Genomic DNA, 20,999 nt, shown 5'->3' with positions numbered 1-20,999 from the left:
CGAGGAGTTGTATATCTTGGAAAATATGGTAACGATCAACCAGAGAAAACGAGTGGGCTGGGTGGATGCCCTGAGGGGGTTTGGCATCGTTCTGATGATTGTGGGACATGCCAATTATCTTCCGACAGATCTAAAGCATATGATTTATGGCTTCCATATGCCTTTGTTTTTTGTGTTGGCGGGTTATCTGTTCCGACCGGAAAAATATGAGAACCTCAATGAGCTGATCCGGGATAAATTTCGCAGGTATGTCATTCCCTATTTTGTGCTCTCTGGAATAAATCTGGTGCTCAACGGGTATTTTGAGTACCAGGTCATGGGGTTGAGAGACTTTGCGGTATCTACTGGGAAACACATTTTCTGGATTCTATTTGCGTGCAACAGCGCCTCAAAGACACCTAATTCTTCGCCGCTGTGGTTTCTGCCCTGTATTTTTTTGGCTACGGTTTACCTCTATGTGTTTATGACCTGCTCGAAGAAAAAAGTCAAATATGCCTTGGCCATCTGTGGCCTGGCTGGGGCAGTGTATATCCACTATAAATTTAACCGTTATATGCCCTGGCACTTTGATGTGGCTGTGTTTGGCGCAGCTTTTATGTATTTGGGGTATAAACTCAAAAATGGGATTCTTTCTGAAATCCTATGGCAGATGAATATGGCTTTGCTATGTGTGGGGCTGGGGGTTGCTTATATAAACGGATGGTGGAATATAGCTGGAACTTATGATGCTGACCTTGTAATGGCATTTATCGGGGCCGTATCCGTCTCCGTGGCACTGCTTTCTGTATTTTCGAAACATTACAGACATGTGCCTGGACTGGAATTTATGGGCAGAAACACCATGATATTTATGGCGTTTAATTACGCACTTGGGGATGGTGTCAACATGGTTTGGCAGCATTTCCTGCCGCAGGTCAAGGTGATCTGGTATGTTCAAAGCTTATTTATTGTACTTGCATGTTGCCTGATTGCCTGGGTATGGACAATGGTCAAGAGAAGGTATCCCCGCATTGCGATTTTCTGATTTGGGCTGAGTGGCACTTCAGGGTGGAGACGGCCCCTAGATGTTGAAAGGCGATTGAATATGGATATGAACGTAAGCATGGAACAGGAAAACCGTGAGGTGGCGCTCTCGGTCAAAAATGTGAGCATTACCTATCGCACAGTACGTCCACTGGCATTTTTGGATTGCTTCAGAAAGGGTGCGGCCAAAAAGAAAAAGAAGGACTTTCAGGCGGTGAAAGACGTCAGCTTTGACGTCTACAAAGGTGAGATCGTGGGCCTGATCGGGAAAAACGGCAGCGGAAAAAGTACGTTGCTGCGATCGGTTGCCAACATCTACAAGCCGGACAGCGGCACCATTGATTGCTATGGACAGAGCGTGGCGCTGATGGCCATTGGTGTGGGATTCGTCAATGAGCTGTCGGGCAGAGACAACATCTATCTTTCTGCCATGTTGATGGGATATACCAAACAGCAAATTGATGAGAAAATTGATGAAATCATCAACTTTGCAGAAATTGGCGACTTTATTGACGAACCGGTGCGCAGCTACTCCAGTGGTATGCACTCCAAACTGGCATTTTCCATCACCGCGGTGATGGAAGCGGATATTATGCTGGTGGACGAGACCCTCAGTGTGGGAGATACCAGATTCAAAAAGAAAAGCTCCAGAAAAATGAAAGAGCTCATCCACGATGAAAGCAAGACGGTACTCATTGTGTCCCACTCCACCAGTACATTGCAGGAGCTGTGTCAGCGGGTGATCTGGCTGGATCAGGGCAGAGTGCGAATGATAGGAGATACGGAGACGGTTCTGGATGCCTATCAGCAGTCCATTGCCATGCCCGGGGAATAAGCATGGAGAGAAAAATGTGAGTGGAGTGAGTGGAAAAGTGTCGGAAAAGAAGCGGGACTTGTCTATTGATGTGGCCTGTGGCGTTCGCAACCAGCTATATTGTGTTGAAATTTTCCCAGGTACTTGGGGAGAAAACCCGCATACTGAGAAGTTTTCTGGCCTTTTGCGGCACAAACTCATTGATCATTCTGTGCTACCATGCTGTGGAGATCAATCTCCTGCATTGGGGATGGGTGAGCCGTATTCTGTTGGGCTTGGGAATTGAGCAGGGAAAAATCGTGACACTGGCCCTCATTGTGGTTCGTATCATTTTCTGCCTGGTGTGTACGGTGGTGACCCTGAACATCAAGCCGCTGAAAAAGATTTTCTCTTGAGAGCAGGAGGAAACTCCGCATCAGCCTTGATCTCCGTCAGCCTGACCAGGCGGACATGGAAAAGCTGTTGCGTGGCTGCTGTTGTGACCTTGACGTTGACTTTTAATTCTTTAACGTGTAAAATAAGGGGAGGGGAAAGACCCTCCCCTTATTTTGTTCGAACCTTCAGGGAAGGAGATCGTTATGTTTAAGATTGCGGAAAAGACCCCGCTGAACCCTACGGTCACCAAGATGGTCATTGAGGCACCTCTGGTGGCGAAGAAGGCACAGCCTGGGCAGTTTATTATTGTACGACCCTTTGAGGACTCCGAGCGTATTCCTCTGACCATTGCCGACTATGATCGGGAGGCCGGGACCGTCACAATCATCTTCCAGATTGTGGGCGGCACCACCATGGAGCTCAACCAGCTGGAGGCCGGGGAGTCTGTCCACGACTTTGTGGGCCCCTTGGGCCGGGCCAGTGAGTTGGAGGGCCTGAAGAAAGTGGCCGTGGTGGGCGGCGGTGTGGGCTGTGCCATTGCCTATCCCACCGCCAAGCGGCTTCACGAGCTGGGCGCCCAGGTGCACAGCATCGTGGGTTTCCGCTCCAAGGACTTGGTGATTTTGGAGCAGGAGTTTGAGGCTGTGTCCGATCACATGGCCAAGATGAGCGATGATGGCAGCTGGGGGGAGAAGGGCTTGGTGACCAACGCCCTGGAGGCCCTCATCCAGGCGGGCAACCAGTACGACGAGGTCATCGCCATTGGCCCCCTCATCATGATGAAGTTTGTGTGTAAGCTCACTGAGAAGTATGGCATCAAGACCACCGTGTCCATGAACCCCATTATGATTGACGGCACGGGAATGTGCGGCGGATGCCGTCTCACCGTGGGTGGAGAGACCAAGTTTGCCTGTGTGGACGGCCCCGACTTTGACGGCCACCAGGTGGATTTTGACGAGGCCATGCACCGGGGCACCATGTATAAGGAATTTGAGACCCATGCCCGGGAGGCCTCTTGCAATCTGCTCAACAAGGAGGTGCAGTGAGATGGCGCACCAGATCAATATGGACCCCTGCAAGTGTCCCATGCCCAGCCAGGAGCCCCAGGTGAGAAACCATAACTTTGACGAAGTGGCTCTGGGTTACACCCCAGAGATGGCGGTCAGCGAGGCCAAGCGGTGTTTGAACTGCAAGAACAAGCCCTGCCAGAGTGGTTGCCCTGTGGGCATTGATATCCCCGCATTCATTGGGAAAGTGGCGGAAGAGGACTTTGAGGGGGCCTATCAGGTGCTTGCTGCCTCCAGTGCCTTGCCTGCCGTGTGTGGCCGTGTCTGCCCCCAGGAGAACCAGTGTGAGGGCAAGTGCGTCCGTGGCATCAAGGGTGAGAGCGTGGGCATTGGCCGCCTGGAGCGGTTTGTGGCAGACTGGCACCGGGAGCATGTGAAGGACGCTCCCGTCCGGCCTCAGCCCAACGGCCACAAGGTGGCCATCATCGGCGCTGGCCCCTCCGGCCTCACCGCCGCAGGCGACCTGGCCAAGCTGGGCTATGAGGTGACCATTTATGAGGCTCTCCACCTGGCTGGAGGCGTGCTGGTATACGGCATCCCTGAGTTCCGTCTGCCCAAGGCCATTGTGCAGCAGGAGATCGACGGTCTGAAAGCTATGGGTGTCACCATCGAGACCAATATGGTCATCGGAAAGGTGCTTACCATTGACGAGCTGATGGAGGAGTATGGCTTTGAGGCGGTGTACATCGCCAGCGGTGCCGGACTGCCCCGGTTTATGGGTATTCCCGGTGAGAGCCTCAAGGGTGTGTACTCCGCCAACGAGTATCTCACCCGAATTAACCTCATGAAGGCCTATCAGCCCGGCAGCAAGACTCCCATCATGCACAGCCACAAGGTGGCGGTGGTGGGCGGCGGAAACGTGGCTATGGATGCCGCCCGCTGTGCCAAGCGCATGGGGGCAGAAGAGGTGTACATTGTATACCGTCGTGGCATGGAAGAGCTTCCCGCCCGTAAGGAAGAGGTGGAGCACGCCCAGGAGGAAGGCATCATCTTCAAGACCCTCACCAACCCCGTGGAGGTGTTGGGGGATGAGGATGGCCGTGTGCGGGGCATGACTTGCATGCAGATGGAGTTGGGCGAGCCCGATGCCTCCGGACGCCGCCGTCCCGTTGAGAAGCCGGACAGCCAGTTCACCCTGGAGGTGGACACTATGATCATGTCCATCGGTACCAGCCCCAACCCTCTGATCCGTTCCACCACCCCTGGCCTGGAGACCAACCGCCACGGCTGCATCGTCACCAACGGGGATGACGGCCTGACCAGCCGGGAAGGGGTGTATGCAGGCGGCGACGCCGTCACCGGAGCGGCCACCGTTATCCTGGCTATGGGTGCCGGCAAGCAGGCCGCCGCTGCCATTCACCAGTACATCCAAAGCAAGTAATCTGATCGACTCAATAGCAGCTGTTTCGTATCACCGAGACAGCTGCTATTTTTTACTTCGGGCGGATTCTTTGTGCGACCAACGGCATATTTTTTCGGGATATAGGGTGAGGGAGTCAAAGGGAGGTGCACCCCATGGAAGACGGACAAATTGTAGAGTTGTTTTGGCGGCGGGATCAGGAGGCCATTGCCCAGAGTCAGCGAAAATACCACCCCTATCTGAGCAAAATTGCCTATAATATTTTGCATGATGTGGAGGATAGCCAGGAGGTGGTCAACGACACCTATTTCAAGGCGTGGCAGTCCATGCCGCCCCAGCGACCCAGCAAGCTATCCATCTATCTGGGACGGCTCACCCGCCACGGGGCCATAGACCGATACCGTCACCATGCCAGCCAGAAGCGGCAGGGGGACGCCTATGCTCTGTGCCTGGAGGAACTGGAAGAGTGCTGTGGAACCCAGCAGGATCCACAGCATGTGCTGGACAGTCAGTTGCTGGCTCAGGCCATCAGTGGGTTTCTCCGCACGTTGAAACCCCAGGCCCGGACCATGTTTCTGGGTCGGTACTATTATTTTGACTCCCTCAAAGAGGTAGCACGGTATTGCGGGGTCAGTGAAAGCAAGTGTAAGAGCACCCTATACCGTGTCAGACTGAACCTGCGGGACTATTTGAGACAGGAGGGATTTGACCTATGAGAGGGGAACAGATCTTAGATGCCCTGGAACAGGTGGACGAGGAGCTGCTGTACGAGACACAGTGTGTGCGCCAGCGGAGAAATAAGCGTTGGCGGGTGCTGGTACCTTTGGCAGCCTGTCTGTGTCTGGTGATGGCAGGGACTGTGGTGGCACAGCCCTGGCGCAGTCTGACTCCGTCCAAAGGATTGTCCAACCAAGAGGAGTCCAACCAAATCGAAATGGAAAACGGAAGTGCGGGGGTGTATGTGCCGCCGCTGGAGGTGGACGTTGGGGCAGATGCAGCTGTGGAGGCGGATATGGTGGGCTTTTTCATCTACCGGGGCCGCAGCTACGTGGAGTGCAGCTGGATCCAAAATGGCTCCCACTTGGTGGGGGAGAAATTGGGAAGCTCGGACGGCCGCATCGACGAGTGGACACCTGGGAGCGGCTATGTGGAGGGCAGCGGCAGCGCATGGGGCGATTTTTACGCCGTCAACGGCTATGACCCAGCCCATCTGCTGTGTATGACGGGGGAGGACGGCGCCGTCACCCTGTATTGGAACTGCAATGACATCACGGTGAACACGGGAAGTGATGTGCTGGAGACGGTGTTTCACCTGCCAAACCAAGTGACCGGAGCAACGATACAAGGGACCACCATGCAGGGCGGAACTTCCATCGCCCATCTGGATGAACTCAATGCCTGGGTGGGGGAGATGTGTCACACCCCTGCTGTGTCCGCAGATGAGGCAAATGTGACGTGGGCGGATGCCCGAGGTCATCTCTACTTGAAAAAGGAAGACGGCGTGGTGGTGCACCTGATGCTCTACCATGGAGGCTATGTGAAGGTAGCTGGGCTGGAGCAGGTGTGTTGGCAGCTGGACTGGACGTCCATTGCCCAGTGGAAGAAATGACAGGGAGGAGGAGGACCATATGAAACGGAAGAACCGTGTGGCAGCCAGTGTGTTGGCTGCCTGCTGTCTGGTCATGAGTGGCTGTTCTGCTCCAAAGATCACCGATCAGATGGAGAGGGTGAAGCCCCAGCCACTGACAACCACGGTAACGACGGAAGACGAGTGGAGCCATTTGGCAGACTTCGGGGTGAGACTTATGCAAAATACCATGGAAGAGGGAGAAAACACATTGATTTCCCCCTTATCGGTGCTGTGTGCCCTATCCATGACCGCCAATGGAGCCAAAGGGGAGACACTGACGCAGATGGAGAACACCTTGGGAGCGCCGGTGCAGCGGCTCAACCAGGCCGTGCACACATGGATGAGCGGGGAAGATGATGCGCTGCATTTGGCCAACTCCATCTGGTTTACCCAGCAGGATTCCTTTACCGTCAACCGGGATTTTCTCCAGACCAACGCCAATTACTATGGAGTTGGGGTGTATGAGGCTCCCTTTGACCAATCCACGGTCAAGGACATCAACCGCTGGGTGAAGGAGGAAACCCACGGCATGATTGAGGAAATTCTGGATGAAATTCCAGAGGATGCTGTGATGTACCTGGTCAATGCCCTGGCCTTTGAGGCTCAGTGGGAGAGTGCCTATACCCAGGCGGACGTAGGGGAAGGAACCTTCACCACCCACACCGGGCAGCCTCAGCCGGTGGACATGATGCACAGCGTGGAGCATATATGGTTACAGGACCAGTGGGCCACGGGATTTGCCAAGCCCTATGCGGGAGGCAAGTATGCCTTTGTGGCCCTGTTGCCCAAGGAAGGGATGGCGGTGGAGGAGTATGTCAACACCCTCACCGGGGCGCATCTGCGTGAGCTGCTGGGGCAGGCAAGGAACACGCCCGTAATGGCCACCATGCCCAAATTTGAATCCGGCTCCGATGTGAAGCTGACTCAGGCGCTGGAGAACATGGGGATGACCTTAGCCTTTGACGGGGCTCAGGCGGATTTATCAGGATTGGGCAGTGCTCAAGGGAACATCTTCATTAACCGGGTGCTCCACAAGACCTACATCTCAGTGGCCGAACAGGGCACACGGGCAGGAGCTGCCACGGCGGTGGAGGTCAATGGAGAGTCTGCCCTGGCCATGGACAAGTTCGTAGAAATTACGTTGGATCGGCCCTTTGTCTATCTGCTGGTGGATCTGGAACACCAGATGCCCCTGTTCCTGGGAACAATGCTCCAGGTCAAATAAAAAGTCCAAAGTGGAACGGGAGAAGTGCGCCCGACATCTTTGGAATGCTGAATCTGGCAAAAAACAGGCTCAAAAATGAGAGGTTGTCCCTTCAAAGGGACAACCTCTCGTTTTTCGTTATGGAGTTACATTCTTGATACTCTCTGACCCACACGTTACTGGTGCTTGTTGGATTTCCGCTTTCTGTTGTACCACAACCCAGCAGTCAGGAGAATTCCGCAAGTGGCCAACAGCCCCATCCATAGAGCGATATGGTTTCGGTCACCGGTGGGAGGAATCTGGGGGTTACCGTCCGGGTTCAGGATGGTAAACGTCGTAGTGGCCGTGCCGGTTTTGGAAACAATGGACAGGGTGTGCGTGCCCAGAGACAGGGTGTCCAGGTAGGAGGTCTTCAAGGTGACAATGGTGCTTCCTTCCTTGACAGTGTAGTGGGAGGGATCCAGGTCTTTGCCGTCCACCTGTACTTTTATGAAGTCGTCAAAAGCTGCGTTGGAGGTGATGGAAAGCCCGTCCTTGCTGCCTTTGTGCCAAGTGCCATTTGCACCGGCGGTAATCACGGGCTTAAATGCGGAGTCGAGAGCGCCGCACATGGTGCATGTACCGCCTTTGTAATCGTGGGGCAGCTTTTCCAGGGACTTACCCGGGGTAATCACTTGATGGCATACTGTACACGCTTCGTCGCCGGAATAACCTTCCTGGGTACAGGTGGGAGCGATGGCTCCGGTCTGGGTGAGTTTGTGTCCGGTGGCAGGGATGACCTTCCAAGTTTCCAGGTCTGTGATTTCCTTGGTGCAGGCAGCATCTTCAAAGAATTTGTTGCAGGAACAGGTATAGTAGTCCTTTTCGCCAGGTGCATCGCAGGTGGCAGCATATCCGGTGTGCAGTGCGCCGCTGTGGGTGTGGGGGGCATCCTCCCAGAGGGCGTAGAAGGTGGTGTCCCCATCCAGTACGACGGAATCGCCAGGGGCGTATTCCGTGGTGGAATCAGGGTCTGCACTCCAAGCCTTAAACTGTTTGCCCTGGGGCGGGGTAAATGTGCAGACGGGGAGGGTGTAGCTGGTACCGATGGATGCGGTGTCATCCGGCATGGTTCCGCTGCCGCCGTTGGCATCAAAGTGTACCGTGTACTCTGTGAGAAGGGTAATCGTGGCCGAGGTGGTTGTCTCGTTGCCCGCCTGATCAGTTACACTGACGATTCGGGACATGGTATCTCCCGAGGTCAAGGTGCCGCTGAGAGAGAAGGTACCGTCCTCCGCCGCTGTGGCGGTGATGACAGTGGCTTCTCCCCACTCATCGGTGTCCCCTGCCATAAGTACCGTTGCACCGGGATCGGTGACACCGGTAATGGTATAGGTGCGGGTGCTGGGATCGGCATAGAACACTTCTTCGTCCAGGGTGATGACCGGGGCCGTGCTGTCATGGGAGACCAGCACATAGCGGGTGGTGGTGTCGGTGACAGTGCCGTTGGTGACGCTGCCCGTAACCGACAGCATCAGGGTACCGTCCACATCGGGAATGGAAAATTCCCCGAATGCGACTTCCTGCAACTCTGCGCCGGTGTCCAGCCGAGTCACGGTGAAGGTGGCGTTGCCGCTCTCCGGTGCCTCTACCGTCAGGCTGTTGCCTGTTTCGGCGGAAGTGGCGTGATAAATGCCGTTTTCATCCGCAGTTAAGTCCTTGCCATTGAGTCGAATCGTCATCTCCATGGGAGTGTATTCCGGCAACAGGGCAGCGCTGGACTGCTGCTCTGCACCATAGTATTTGGTGTCCTGCTCTCCGATGGTCTCGCTGCGGTAGGCGGTGACACCGACGATGTACTCTTTCCCGGCATCCAGGGTGATGGGAGTTCCATCCTGAGCGGTGGCTCCGCCGGCAGTCATGGCCATGCCAATGGAGAAGGTGCCGTTTTTCAGGTTCAAACCAGGCATCTGGCTCTGGCCGGAGAACTGAGACACATCGTACTCATAGCCCATGCCGGTGTCTGTACCATCGGCATGGTAAATGGTGATCCGGTAGCCGTCGGCATCGTCAACCTGGCTCCAGGAGGCCTGCATGGTCTCGTTGCCGGTGGCAGTGAGGGTTACGGTCTGCACCTGGCCGGGCTGCATGGAGTTGGTGTAGGTCATCCGGCTCTCCGAACTGGCGTTGCCGATGCCCAGCAGAGCCACTTCATCCGCCTCAACGGTGCCGTCGCCGTCAAAGTCCCCCGTCTCCTGGCGCATCAGGTAGGTTGTGACATAGTAGCTGCCGCTGGGAGCTGCGGTGCCGGTGGCGGGAACGGGAATGCTGAAGCTGGTGGTGTCGTCCAGCACCTGCTCATCCACCAGATAGTCCGCGCTGTCTGGGTCGCTGGACAAATAGGTGCGCACCACATAGGTCACACCGGCCTCGGGGTTGGCAACGCTGCCGGTGACGGTGTTGCCGCTGAAGCTGACCGGGCCAAGTTCATCCGGCTCCACGTTGATGGCGGCAGCCTGCGCGGTAAAGGAGAGATCCGTGCTGTTGAGGGTGGTGACCTTATTGACGCTGGCCGCAAACAAGGATTGCCCAGAGGCGGCGTCCAGGGTGGTAATGGTGTAATCGCCGTTGAAGCTGGTTCCCTTCCCCAGATAAATCAGGGCAACATGGTCGTTTCCGGTTCCGTCCGAGCGGGCAACCACGCCGCTGGAGACATTGGCTGTGTCGGCATTGGTGATATTCCCATCCGCATCGGTGGCAAGCCATACCAAGTTTACCTGTCTGCCGCTGGGATCGGTCACCCTGAGATGTTCCTTCAGCTGTGCTTCTGTAATCGAGGAGTCAAAGGCCAGCACCAGATAGGCGCTATCCGTTTCATTGGTCACATTTACGTTGACGGTCTGGCTGGTGCTTGCCGATGCAGACAGCAACCGCGATGCAGGTGCGCTTCGTTGGGATGTGGTGCGAAGCCCTTGGATCTTGCCATCCCAGCTCCATGCGGGCAGAGACTTCCAAACCTTAAAGGTGAAGTCCCACCAGTCCCCCGTCGCTGCGCTCTTGGGCAGGATCACCCAGACCCGGGCGTTGCAGCCCAGCAGGGAGGCCTGGCCCATGGCGCCCAGATACAGCTTCATGTTGTTGAATGCGCCGCTGAAGCCGTTGCCAATGCTGCCGCTGACGGGAATGACCGTCTGGCCGCCCACCACGATGTCCACGCCTGCACCCAGCAAATTCATACCGCCGATGATGGCCCAATCATCGGGGAATTGAAGCTCTGCGTTGATGTGGCTGTTGCCGCTGGCCTGGACATAGAGCTGGGTATTCGCATTGTTTAAGCCGCCGAACAGGCCCACGGCCACGCCAGCATCCAGTTTGAGCCAATTCTCGCTCACCGATGGCAGTCCGGCCTCCAGATTCGCTTTACCGGCGAATCTCATGCCGGAATATTCCGTGCCGTTATAGTTGACCCGCTGGCCCCCAATGTACAGCCCCAACCCGGCTTCCTCAATGATGCGCAGACTTTCCATGCCTGCAATTTTGATGTCGGAGGCGGTAAACTCAAAGGCGCCGGGGCCAATCACCGTATCGGTGGTACCGGTGAACAGCTGCACGTATTTGCCTTTCACAGTGCCCCGAAGGGTGATGGGAGGAATGGCATAGTAGTTGCCGTTGATGGTGTCTGCCAGATTGTAGAATCCCAGGCCGCCGCCGGTGATCTGCGCCACGGGGATGGTGGGCACCACGGTCAGCACCGGCAATGCGCTGCCGCCCACATAGAGATACAGGTCGTCGGGGATGAGTGCGCCGTTGGACTTCAAACGCTTGAGTTCCAGTTCTGCCTTGGCCTTCACCAGGGAGAACAGGTCCAGACTGACATCAAATCCGTAGCTTTCCTCACCGGAAAAGGTGTTGATGGAGCCTTCCACCTCTGCCAAATCCAGCCCAATCAGCTTGGCGGTGTCAAAGCTGCCGGTGGCCCGCACACCGTTTACGGTGAAGCTGCCGTTTTTCAGCCCATAGCCCAGCTCCTCCATGTCAAAGGCGGCGCCGTCAAAGAGGGTGGAAATGGCCATCGTGCCGGTGAAGCGCAGGTTGCCGTCCATGTCTGCATAGCCCATTTCCACCAGGCTGGTGGCATGGGGGATGTCCAGGGCAAAGATGGCGCCATTTTTCTCCGGTTCAAAATCCATGGTCACGCCGTTGGCGTCGAAGCCCAGCGTCAGCCCACCGCCGTTTTTGGGGGCATAGAACTTGAAGGTGGGAGCGCTGAGGCTCAGTCCGCTGTGGGTGATCTTGCCGTCGGATGTGATGGAGAAGGAGCCGCCGTCGCCCCAGGTGGCTGTCACGGTGGGAGACAGCGCCGCCGCTCCGTCCGTAAATTCATACGTATAGGTTGTGTTTCCACCGGTATAACCGTTTCCCCAGTTAAATAGCCCTGCAAAGGGATTGCTGTTGTAATCAACCTTGCTGGTGGTTTTATAGTTGCCACGCAGGGTGGCAACGTGGGTATAGTTGGGGTACAAGGCTTTGACTGCGGACAACCCCTGATCGCTGTCATAGGGTTGAACCGTCAGTGCGCCGGTACTGGAACGTAGTATGGCCAGCTTGTCGGCGTTGAGCTCCACTTCCACCTTGTCCGGCTGGGTGGGGGCCTCTGCGTCACCCTTGGCGTAGAGGTCCCGGAATCCCCAGAGGGAGTACACGTTTTGAACGTGCTGGAAATCCACATTCCAAAGGCGTTCGCCGGGGGAGTAGGTGGTCACGGTTCTCCCATCACTGGAAACATAGTCCGGCAGAAACCAGTGATGCCCCTCTACACCGTGGCTGTTGGCTGCGTCTAGAGCGTCATTGTTAAAGGAAGAAAGCCCCACAAAGGGATTTGCTGCCAGATAGTTGTTCGTGTAGACCTCTGTGTAATAGGTAGATATCGCCTTTGTCCTCGTCCAAGTTACTCCTTCCACAGGAACCTCGTACTCCACCCGGTTGTATGTTGGGGAATATCCCAGTCCAGCCGTAATATTCTGTGGGTAAAAATTCGTCTGCTGGTGAGTCAGCCAAGGATCATCCCCCCACATTTCCTCCGCTACACTCAGCATCAGAGGGGCTGTTGCCGACACATTTCGGTGTCCCATAGAGGCCAGGGGATACTCCTTGACGTGATGGGGGTAGCCCACAGCCTGAACAGAAGTATCGATACTGGTCATGCGGAAGGAAGTGGAAGAGACCACTGACCAGTGATTTCCCGCTTCACTCAGGTCTTTGTAAATGGCCGGTTGGATGTCAGAAGTCCCGGTGTCTGTGCCTTTGTTCACTCGGTCCAGCCAGAAGTTCATGACGGCGTCCAAGCGAGAATCAGTGAAGGTAAGGGACACATAGAGCATTTTCCGATTTTCACCCTCCAGGTTCTCCACTTGGCCGGAAATGCTCTTGATTTGCAGCTGCCCGGCGTTTTGGAAACCTTCTTGACTGCCCAGATAGAACCGGTTGGTCTCTGCCGGGAAGCGAAAAATGTCGTTGTTGCTGTTTAGCTGTGCCGTGGGTACGGTGTAACTGCGCAGCACAGAGCCGCTGCCGGTGGTCTGCACGGCAAAGGTGATATAGTCGTTTTGCAGTACCAGATACTGCACACCGCCGTAGGTGATCCGGCTGGTTGTGACTGCGGCGCTTTCTTCTTCCGTGGTACGGATCGCCCCCACATAGGCCAGCGCCTGCGAGGGCAGAAGTCCAATGAGAAGCACAAATGCACACAGCAGACTTAAGATTCGTTTTTTCATACCGATTCCTCCTTACTTCATGGTCTAGACCTGTCTGATTGGGCCTGAAAGTCTCTCCCTTTTGGAACTGTCTGTGGGGAAATCTGTGGATTTTCCCGGAATGTTACGCCTTTATTGTAACAAATATATATATCTGTGCCTATTACCCGTTTTGCCCCCTGAAATGGGGGATGCCCGGGGCCGAAGCCCCGGGCATCCCCTCTGGTGCAGCTAGTGCAGCATATACTGTTTCAGGTCTCGTCGGTTTTCCACCCTCAGCTTTTTCATTGCCTCAGACAGGTGACTTTTTACCGTGTTTGTGGATATATTCAGGTGTTTTGAGATTTCCAGGTTGGTCCAGCCCCGGGCGGCCAGCATAGCGATGGCAAACTCCGTGGTGGTCAAATCGTCTGCCACATCGTGACCCGTGATGGGGTTGTGTACTCTACGCCAGCCGGAAGAGAAGCGGTAAGTGATGTCAATGATTCGCTTGAAGTCCTCCGGCCAGTTGGGCTTGATGACGGCCTCCAGCATACCGCCCAACAGGCCATGGTGTTCTCCGAATCCTTCAATCAAGTCATCGGGACGGGCCAGTTCCCAAGCAGTCAGCAGATGGGCTTGTGCCTGCTGGGTCTGTTTCATGCTCATGTAGTCCATCACCGCCACCAGGTGGAGGTAGATGGCGGGGATGGGGTAGGCTTCGGCGCCCATGGCAAGGGTGGCCTCCACCATCCCTGCGCTTTGCCCGTATTCCCCTTTCAGGTAGAGATAGTGGGCCTGCACATACAGCGCAAAGGCCCGCAGTCCCGACGGCAGCAGCGGCAAAAATTCCCCCGCAGGCGGCATTTCCTCCGGCAAAGGCAGATGCAGCAGCACCGCTGCTGCAAACGCCACAAAGGCTTCCATGGCACGCATCGGCGGGGCGCTTTGCCCACCACCAGCCAGTGTTCGTTTGATTCCGTTCAAAGCGTTTCGGGCGTGGTCGATCCGACCTATGGTCAGGCAGGAATAGGCAAAGATCCAGCAGGCCGAAAGCCGGATGGCCGGATCCTCTGTGGCCAGATACCGTTCTGTCTCCTGCATGGCCTTTTCCGCCTGTCCGCTGAAATAGTGATACTCTGCCCAGGCGATGTCCTTTTGAGGGCCGGCTTTCATACGTTGAATGCTCTCCATGCAGTGTCCTGGCTCAAACGGTGTGTTCATCAGGGGCATCAGGCCGGGAAACTGCTGCGATCCGTTCTTTTTCGGCTCTGGGGAAGGGACCTGTTTGCTTCCCCTTCTGGGGTCTGCGGGTTTCTTGGCATGTTCCGGGATGGCCCAGGAGCCACCAAACCGCTCTGCACCGGGGATGCGCCCCTGGGCACAATATTGATGGATGCGGCGCTCCGACACGCCCCATTTTTTCGCAGTTTCTCGAATGGATAGATAGCCTTTCATTGCGCACCTCCTTGCCAGAAGCTGCCTGTTTTCCCTTATTATACACCAGTCTTTCTAAATTTGCACGATAAGAATGCGGATTGCAAACAGACTTATTGGAATACCCGGCAGCTTCATGCTGGATATACCTGGTGGTGGTGCTCCTGCCAGACGGGGAAAATCGGTATGAGCGGACTTGACGTATGCTTCTTTCTTATAGACGGTAATGGGAAAGTACACAAGTAAAAAAGTAAAGGGAACCGTGGATGACACAGTAAAAAAAAGGGGGGAGACAGCACAATCTGTCTCCCCCGTTGGGTGCATACCCGATTCCAGAATACTCCGTCCTAGACGAAACGCTCGTTAGGGCAGCAGACAAAGACCATGCGCCCTGCGTTGCATCAAATCATTGGATATGCTTTTTCTTTTCGGTGTACCCCATGATTCCGGCCAGTCCAAAGGCTGCCGCCAGCAAACAAGCCACCCAAAGGGTCACTTGGCTGTGATCTCCGGTCTCCGGGGAAGTGGTTTGCTCCAAAATCTCGAACATGCCCTGGGCCTGACCATCGGTATATTTGACCGTAAGGGTGTGCTTGCCTATGGACAGGGTGTTGAGGTACTGGGGCTTGAGGGTAACGATGGTGCTGCCCGAAACTACTGTGTAGCACTGGGAGGCCACATCTTTCCCGTCCACCTGGAGGCCAATGAACTTTTCCACAGGCCCGTTGGCAGTCATGATGATGGTGTCATCCGTACCACGAGTCCACTGGCTGCCATTGCCTTGAATGATCCGATAGTCCAGAACGTCGCTCTGCAACCGTTCCAGCTTGCTTTTCAGACCTTCAGATACCAACGACTTTTGGTGGCCTGTCAGGGCATCATACAAGTCCTTGGCTGCCTGGATGTTTTCTTGTAGGTCCATGTCGTCCGGCTCTGCGCTGTCCGGCAGGGCGGCAATGGCAGACTGCACAGCTTCCACCTGCTCGATGCGATCCAGTGCCTGGTTGATCTGATCCAATTTTTCTTTCAATGCGTCGGTTTCTTCCTGGGTGTAGTTTCCGCCAAAGTTCTCCAGGGCGTGTTCCAAATCCTCTTTGGCGGAGGTCAGGTCGTCTTTGTCTTCCAGCGTCACAACATCAGGGGCAATCCCCTCCGCCTTCTCAAGGTTTTCTGTGGTGGCGGCTTCCTGGGATTGCGCCAGCTGATCTTGCACAGCAGTGAGGATTTCTTCTGTCTCTTGCAGTTTGCCCTTTTCCTCTTCGGTGAGGTTGCCGCTGGTTACCAGGTTTTCCAGCTGGGATTGCAGCTGCTCCACGGTGTCTTTGTCAGCGGAGGTAATGGTGTCGGGGTCCAGCGCATTGACGGCATCGGTGACGCTGTTCATGTCCTGTGCCACCTGGTCTACCTTGTCCAGCAGGGTATCACATTGCTGGGTAATTTGGTCCAAGGCGGCTTTTTCTGCGTCGGTGGCATGGCTGATATCCACATCTGCCACAGAGTCCTTCACCGCTTCCAGCGTCGGCTGGTTGGAAGAGGTCACGTTCTCTGTGGTGAGGTTTTCCACAGGCTGCGAAAGGCTGGAAATGGGCTTCATGATGACGGTTACGGTGGTGGTGTTGCCGGCCTGGTCAGCGGCCATGATGGTGTAGGTCTGGTCCACATTGCCGGTCAGGGTCACGGACTCGTCATCAGCTTCACTGTTGACGGTGACAGCTTTGAGGTTGGCATCTGCCACAGCGGCACTTTGGGTGGTGTAGTAAATGCCGTCGGTCACGCCGGTGATGGCGGGAGCAGTGGCATCCAGAACGATACCGTTGGAATTGACGTAGGTCACATTTCCGGCGTGATCCGTGAATTTGGCATATACCACATAGCTTTGATCCGGGCTTATGGAAAATGTCTCGGAGTAGGGGGTAAATGTAACGTCCTCCAGTTCATCGAGAGTCAGCGCATGATCGCCGGTGTGTAGGTAATAGGCAACGGTCACCGCATCGTCTTGCGTGTAACCGGCATGGGTGTAACTGTCATCCTCAGCTGTGATTTCCACCGTTTGGCTCTCGTTGAAAAACAGACCAAAGGTGATGGTGTTGAGAAATTGATTGAATTTGTTTGTGCCAATGGTGATCTCTCCGGTGGGAGGGGTGCTATCTGTCAAAAGTGCGCCATAGGCCTGGTGGCAGATATCGCAGACTGCTTTGTTGAAATAGGTGGCCGTGCCCCCTGTATGGGCTTGTGTCCCACTGGTTTCCGTACATCCTGGGTTGGCACAGGCATACCAATGGGAAGTTGCATCGTATTTCAACACCGTAAAGTCATGGTCGGGCTTTTCGGTGTGGACTGTGGTGGAATCGTTGCTGTAAGAGATGCTATCGGAGTAGCAGAACTCGTACCCGGCATAGACCGCAGCACCGTCTAAAATCGGGATCTGGTCTGTTCCAAGGGTTTGCCCCCATGCGCCTGTGCTGGTTTCATGGTTAAGCAGCCAGGTCACCTCACCGGAGGCGAATTGCGCCTGGGTTTTGCCGCCGTTTTCGTTTGCCTCATCAGCAACATAGTAGCAGTTCTCCACAGCGGATTGATACAGTGTGCTGGGTTTGGCATAGGCGATGCCGTGGACGGTCTCTGGGTAGCCATTGTTGATGATGGAAAGGCTTCCGGTGTTGTGACAATTTGTGATCCGAATGGTATCGGCCGTGAAATAACCACAGATGCCGCTCACGCCCCAACGGCCGGAGACGGAGCCGGTGTTGTAGCAGTTTTCAATGACGGCATTTTCCCGGGCCGTGCCGCAGATTCCGCCACCGCCTTCGCCCTGACCGTTGACGGTGATTGCTCCGGTGTTATAGCAGTTTTCGATGGTACCTTTGTTTTCACCCACGATACCGCCCACAAACATCAGCTGACCGGTAACAGGACAGGTGTTGTAGCAGTTCTGGATGGTTCCGTAGTTGGTTGCAGCGATGGAGCCGACGTAGTCTGAAGAGCTGCCGGTGAAGCTGCTGTTGATGATGCCAAGATCTTTGACGACGCTGGTTTCTGCCAGCGACTTGAATAGGCCCCCGTGCTGATTGATTGTTTGAAGGCCGCTGATGGTGTGACTTGCTCCGTCAAAGGTGCCGGTATACGGCACGCCGGAAGTGGATGCCTTGGCTACGGACATAGGGGTCCAGGTTCTGCCTGCTGGAATGATGATGTTATTGACCAGCTGGGCGTTCATTTCCGTACCCTCTCCGCTTGCCTTGACTTGCTGGGCAAACCAGAACAGTTGGCCGGCGTTTTCAATTTGATATACGCCGTCCACCAGTTGGGCGGGCTGGTAGCCGTCTCCGTTGGTCTGAAAGCCGTTTTCGTCATATTCCGGCGTGACCACAACTGTGGGTTTGACGGCGATATATTTGTACAGGTGGTAGGTGTTTTGTTGGGTGGGGTCATATGTGACCTCCGGCGTTCCGCTGGCATTGAGGCTTGCTTTGATCTCACAGCCCGTATGTTGGCTGAAATCCAGGGTTCCGCCGATGGCAACGCCATTGGAGCCGGTTGCACCTGCACTGGTGGTCAGTGCGCCGCCTTTTACATAAACGGTGCCAGAATTGGAGCCGGCAAAGATGCCATAACAACCAGTGCCGTCTCCTTCAAAGGTATAGGTTCCGCTGTTGATGGTGACATCGCCGGTATGGGCATAAACGGCGTTACCCTCGCTGCCAAGGCTCGTTGCCTTTACATTTAGGCTTCCGTCGCCCTCAAAGACAATATCTTGAAAGCCGTAAACACCTGCCGTTATTGTCCCAAATTGTGTTACATCGATGGTGTTCTCACCAGTGACATGGATGTTCAGCGTGCCCATGGAGTCATTGGCGAAAATGGCGGCGGCGACACGGTTCCCAGTGTGGGTGCTTGTCAAATTTGCGCCGTCCAGGGTGAGGGTGTTGGAAGCGGAGTCATAGGACACCGTGCCATCACTGAGTACATCCCCTGCATTCCCGCTGGTGACCTGGGTGCCATCCACCCAGAGGTCATAGGAGACAGGCTCAGGAGCGGGGGTTCCCACCTGCCAGTAAAGAGTTATGGTTTTGTCCCCCTGGGAGACGGTGACGGAGTAGATACCGTCATCAGTGGCGGGGTCATAGTTGTCGATGTTGTAGCTGGGGCCGGTGGCGCCCTCGATGACGGAGCCGTCTTTGCTCCAGACATAGGTGTATTCGCTATCATCGCCACCCAGGATCTGGGGCAGCATGGCAACGGGGTCATTCTCAGTGGGGGTCAGCTGGGCGGGGGCGCTTTGATCTGTGTTGCCGTACTCTACACCGTCGAATCCATCAGAGACGAACAGGTCGCTGCCGATGACGATGTTGGCTTTATTGAATGTGCCCACAATGTAACTGCCAGTACTGGACGCCAGAAACTGCTGAGCCTTCGACTCGTCAGAAACTGCACCTCCGCCGTATTGAATCCAAAACGCCGTTCCATTGCCCACAAAGGTGGCCTTTCGAATCACCAGGGTGCCTCCACCTGAGCCTGGAGTTTGATTGACAGAGAGGCCGCAGTTGGCGTCAAAGTAACCGTCGTTGATGGTGAGGCTGGAGGTCGTCTCGTCATTATGATAAAAAATGGCATCTACTCCCGCTTCCCGTGGGCCGGTATAGCTGCCGCCGTTGATGGTCAAGGAGGCTGAACCCCCAAGAAAAATGGCTTTGTCCAGATCACGCTCTGCGCATTGTTCTACCCGCAGGTTGTTCAAAGTCACCTGTGCGGTGCCGGTAATATAGATGCTGCTGGAGCAGCGGTTGATTTCTGATGCGATAAAGCCGGCATAGTGATCGCCATTGATAATGCCGGTGCCTTTTTGATCGCCGATGTTCACCGTGCCGGCGGTGATTTGAAATGCTGTACTGGGCAAATTGTGACCGTCCAGCTCAATGGACAGATTTTTGTCAATGGTAATCTGCTGTTGGGAGTCGTCATCCGCAACCAGAACAATGGATGCTCCAGGTTGGGCATCACTGACTGCCGCCTCCAAGGTTGTATATCCGACATCTCCAATTTTGGCCACTGGCTGTCCTGCGGCAAAGGCAGTGGTGGGCAGCAAGCCAAGGACCAGCGTCAGAGACAAAAATACAGCCAAACATCGGTATGATATGGGGTGTCGTCTCATAAAAAATCCTCCTTTTTCTTCCTCAGACCACATGTGTGTTGAAGCATATGTCCCACCTGAAATGCTGTGGGAGGGCTCCTGACACCTGTATCATAGCGCAGGGAACCCCGTGCTCTCCAGTGATTTAGAAAATTGTGACAAGATTGTGATTTTGGAGAGACGAGAATTGTGATATGATACAAGAGAGATAGAGCAAAAGAGGTGGTGTGTATGCCGTATCGGGTGCTGCTGGTGGACGATGATCCCCATATCCAAACCACAAACCAGGCATTTTTGACACGGAAGGGATACCAGGTGTATCGGGCAGACAATGGCAGTGATGCCCTGGCAATAGCCACCACGGCGGCCCTGGACGGGGTGGTTTTGGATGTGGATATGCCGGGGCTGGACGGCATTGCTGTGTGTCGTCGCCTGCGAGAGGTCAGTCAAGTCCCCATCATCTTTCTCTCCGCCTATGACAAGGCCGACCAGCGGGTACAGGGGCTGATGGCGGGGGGAGATGACTACATGGTCAAGCCCTACTCCCTGGTGGAGCTGGAGCTGCGTCTGCGTTTGCGGATTGAAGGCCATAACCGGGTGCAGCCCAACCGTGTTCTCCGTTTTGACCGCCTGGAAATTGACCTGGATCTGCGGGAGGTGCGGTACGGGGCGCAGACTGCGGCATTGACCACCTTGGAGTTTGATTTGTTGGCCTTTTTGGCCCAAAATCCCAATCAAGTGTTCTCCTATGAGCAATTATATAACGGCGTGTGGAAAACTCCCATCAACCAGGGGCTGCACAACATACAGGTGTGTATGGCCCGGGTGCGTCAAAAGCTGGAGCAGCTGTGTCCTGGGATGCACTACATTCAGACCGTGCGGCGTAAGGGCTACCGATTCCAGGGGAGCTGCCACCCATAAGAGCAAAAGATACCGCCCCGGACAAATCCGGGGCGGTATAGATTTTGAAGTGTTATGAGCGTTTCCAAGCGACCCAGATGCCCAGCCCGGCACATACTAAAATGCCTGCCACCACCAGTACCACCTGTGTGGTGTTTGAGGGTGTGGTGGGCTGGTGTGGAATGGAAGGCTGGGTGGAGGCAGTGGGAGCGGGGGAGGGTGTCAATTCCGGTTGGGAAGTGGCTGGAGGCGTGGGGCTGATGTCCGGTGCAGGGGTCTGTTCCGGCTCAGGGGAAACAGCAGCTTCCAGTTGGGCAGAACTCCCACTCTGCCAGGAGGGCGTGGGG

13 protein-coding genes are annotated in these 20,999 nt (G+C 55.3%); 10 read left to right on the top strand and 3 right to left on the bottom strand.

Annotated elements, in window-relative coordinates; all coding sequences use genetic code 11:
• Positions 1-25: 25 nt before the first annotated feature.
• The 8 genes from H9X86_RS04265 (at position 26) to H9X86_RS04230 (ending at position 7,494) form a co-directional block, all read left to right on the top strand.
• Positions 26-1,024 carry an acyltransferase family protein gene (locus H9X86_RS04265; RefSeq protein WP_243416828.1) on the top strand — a complete coding sequence of 333 codons (999 nt, stop codon included), beginning with the start codon at positions 26-28 and terminating at the stop codon, positions 1,022-1,024.
• Between the two features lie 60 nt (positions 1,025-1,084).
• Positions 1,085-1,858 carry an ABC transporter ATP-binding protein gene (locus tag H9X86_RS04260; protein ID WP_243416825.1) on the top strand — a complete coding sequence of 258 codons (774 nt, stop codon included), beginning with the start codon at positions 1,085-1,087 and terminating at the stop codon, positions 1,856-1,858.
• Between the two features lie 233 nt (positions 1,859-2,091).
• Positions 2,092-2,232, top strand: coding sequence for a hypothetical protein (locus H9X86_RS04255; protein ID WP_204900340.1), 141 nt, complete (start codon positions 2,092-2,094; stop codon positions 2,230-2,232).
• 183 nt (positions 2,233-2,415) lie between these two features.
• Positions 2,416-3,258, top strand: a complete 843-nt coding sequence (locus H9X86_RS04250) for a sulfide/dihydroorotate dehydrogenase-like FAD/NAD-binding protein (RefSeq protein ID WP_204900339.1) — start codon at positions 2,416-2,418, stop codon at positions 3,256-3,258.
• 1 nt (position 3,259) lies between these two features.
• The gene (gltA, locus tag H9X86_RS04245; protein ID WP_204900338.1) at positions 3,260-4,660 is read left to right on the top strand and encodes an NADPH-dependent glutamate synthase; all 1,401 of its coding nucleotides are present in this window, start codon (positions 3,260-3,262) and stop codon (positions 4,658-4,660) included.
• A 134-nt stretch (positions 4,661-4,794) separates the two neighbouring features.
• Complete coding sequence (locus H9X86_RS04240) at positions 4,795-5,355, top strand: RNA polymerase sigma factor (protein ID WP_204900337.1); 561 nt, start codon at positions 4,795-4,797, stop codon at positions 5,353-5,355.
• Positions 5,352-6,248, top strand: a complete 897-nt coding sequence (locus H9X86_RS04235; RefSeq protein ID WP_204900336.1) for a hypothetical protein — start codon at positions 5,352-5,354, stop codon at positions 6,246-6,248. Before H9X86_RS04240 ends, H9X86_RS04235 begins: the two co-directional genes overlap by 4 nt.
• Before the next feature lie 19 nt (positions 6,249-6,267).
• Positions 6,268-7,494 (top strand): serpin family protein, encoded by a 1,227-nt coding sequence (locus H9X86_RS04230; protein WP_204900335.1) that lies wholly within the window; start codon positions 6,268-6,270, stop codon positions 7,492-7,494.
• A 155-nt stretch (positions 7,495-7,649) separates the two neighbouring features.
• On the opposite strand, the gene H9X86_RS04225 is transcribed toward H9X86_RS04230, so the two are convergent.
• The 3 genes from H9X86_RS04225 to H9X86_RS04215 all read right to left on the bottom strand — a co-directional run bounded on the left by H9X86_RS04225 (position 7,650) and on the right by H9X86_RS04215 (position 19,773).
• Complete coding sequence (locus H9X86_RS04225) at positions 7,650-13,226, bottom strand: InlB B-repeat-containing protein (protein WP_204900334.1); 5,577 nt, start codon at positions 13,224-13,226, stop codon at positions 7,650-7,652.
• 210 nt (positions 13,227-13,436) lie between these two features.
• Positions 13,437-14,642 (bottom strand): LuxR C-terminal-related transcriptional regulator, encoded by a 1,206-nt coding sequence (locus H9X86_RS12865; protein ID WP_204900333.1) that lies wholly within the window; start codon positions 14,640-14,642, stop codon positions 13,437-13,439.
• Positions 14,643-15,027: 385 nt separating this feature from the next.
• Positions 15,028-19,773: an apolipoprotein A1/A4/E family protein gene (locus tag H9X86_RS04215; protein ID WP_204900332.1), complete on the bottom strand. Its 4,746-nt coding sequence runs from the start codon at positions 19,771-19,773 to the stop codon at positions 15,028-15,030.
• 210 nt (positions 19,774-19,983) lie between these two features.
• Between H9X86_RS04215 and H9X86_RS04210 the strand changes: the two genes are divergently transcribed.
• A complete protein-coding gene (locus H9X86_RS04210) occupies positions 19,984-20,673 on the top strand; it encodes a response regulator transcription factor (protein ID WP_204900331.1) in 690 nt (229 codons plus the stop codon).
• Positions 20,674-20,717: 44 nt separating this feature from the next.
• On the top strand, positions 20,718-20,999 hold a 282-nt coding region (locus H9X86_RS04205; RefSeq protein ID WP_204900330.1), incomplete at its 3' end, for a hypothetical protein.

Origin of the sequence: Pseudoflavonifractor capillosus (genome assembly GCF_016902575.1) — a bacterium.
GTDB lineage: Bacteria > Bacillota > Clostridia > Oscillospirales > Oscillospiraceae > Enterenecus > Enterenecus capillosus_A.
This window is presented reverse-complemented; position numbering and strand designations above follow the sequence as displayed.

Excerpts from the sequence above, each read along its gene's own strand:
- H9X86_RS04265 (WP_243416828.1), top strand. The coding sequence starts at position 26 with ATGGTAACGATCAACCAGAGAAAACGAGTGGGCTGGGTGGATGCCCTG.
- H9X86_RS04260 (WP_243416825.1), top strand. The coding sequence starts at position 1,085 with ATGGATATGAACGTAAGCATGGAACAGGAAAACCGTGAGGTGGCGCTC.
- H9X86_RS04250 (WP_204900339.1), top strand. The coding sequence starts at position 2,416 with ATGTTTAAGATTGCGGAAAAGACCCCGCTGAACCCTACGGTCACCAAG.
- gltA (WP_204900338.1), top strand. The coding sequence starts at position 3,260 with ATGGCGCACCAGATCAATATGGACCCCTGCAAGTGTCCCATGCCCAGC.
- H9X86_RS04240 (WP_204900337.1), top strand. The coding sequence starts at position 4,795 with ATGGAAGACGGACAAATTGTAGAGTTGTTTTGGCGGCGGGATCAGGAG.
- H9X86_RS04235 (WP_204900336.1), top strand. The coding sequence starts at position 5,352 with ATGAGAGGGGAACAGATCTTAGATGCCCTGGAACAGGTGGACGAGGAG.
- H9X86_RS04230 (WP_204900335.1), top strand. The coding sequence starts at position 6,268 with ATGAAACGGAAGAACCGTGTGGCAGCCAGTGTGTTGGCTGCCTGCTGT.
- H9X86_RS04225 (WP_204900334.1), bottom strand. The coding sequence starts at position 13,226 with ATGAAAAAACGAATCTTAAGTCTGCTGTGTGCATTTGTGCTTCTCATT.
- H9X86_RS12865 (WP_204900333.1), bottom strand. The coding sequence starts at position 14,642 with ATGAAAGGCTATCTATCCATTCGAGAAACTGCGAAAAAATGGGGCGTG.
- H9X86_RS04215 (WP_204900332.1), bottom strand. The coding sequence starts at position 19,773 with ATGAGACGACACCCCATATCATACCGATGTTTGGCTGTATTTTTGTCT.
- H9X86_RS04210 (WP_204900331.1), top strand. The coding sequence starts at position 19,984 with ATGCCGTATCGGGTGCTGCTGGTGGACGATGATCCCCATATCCAAACC.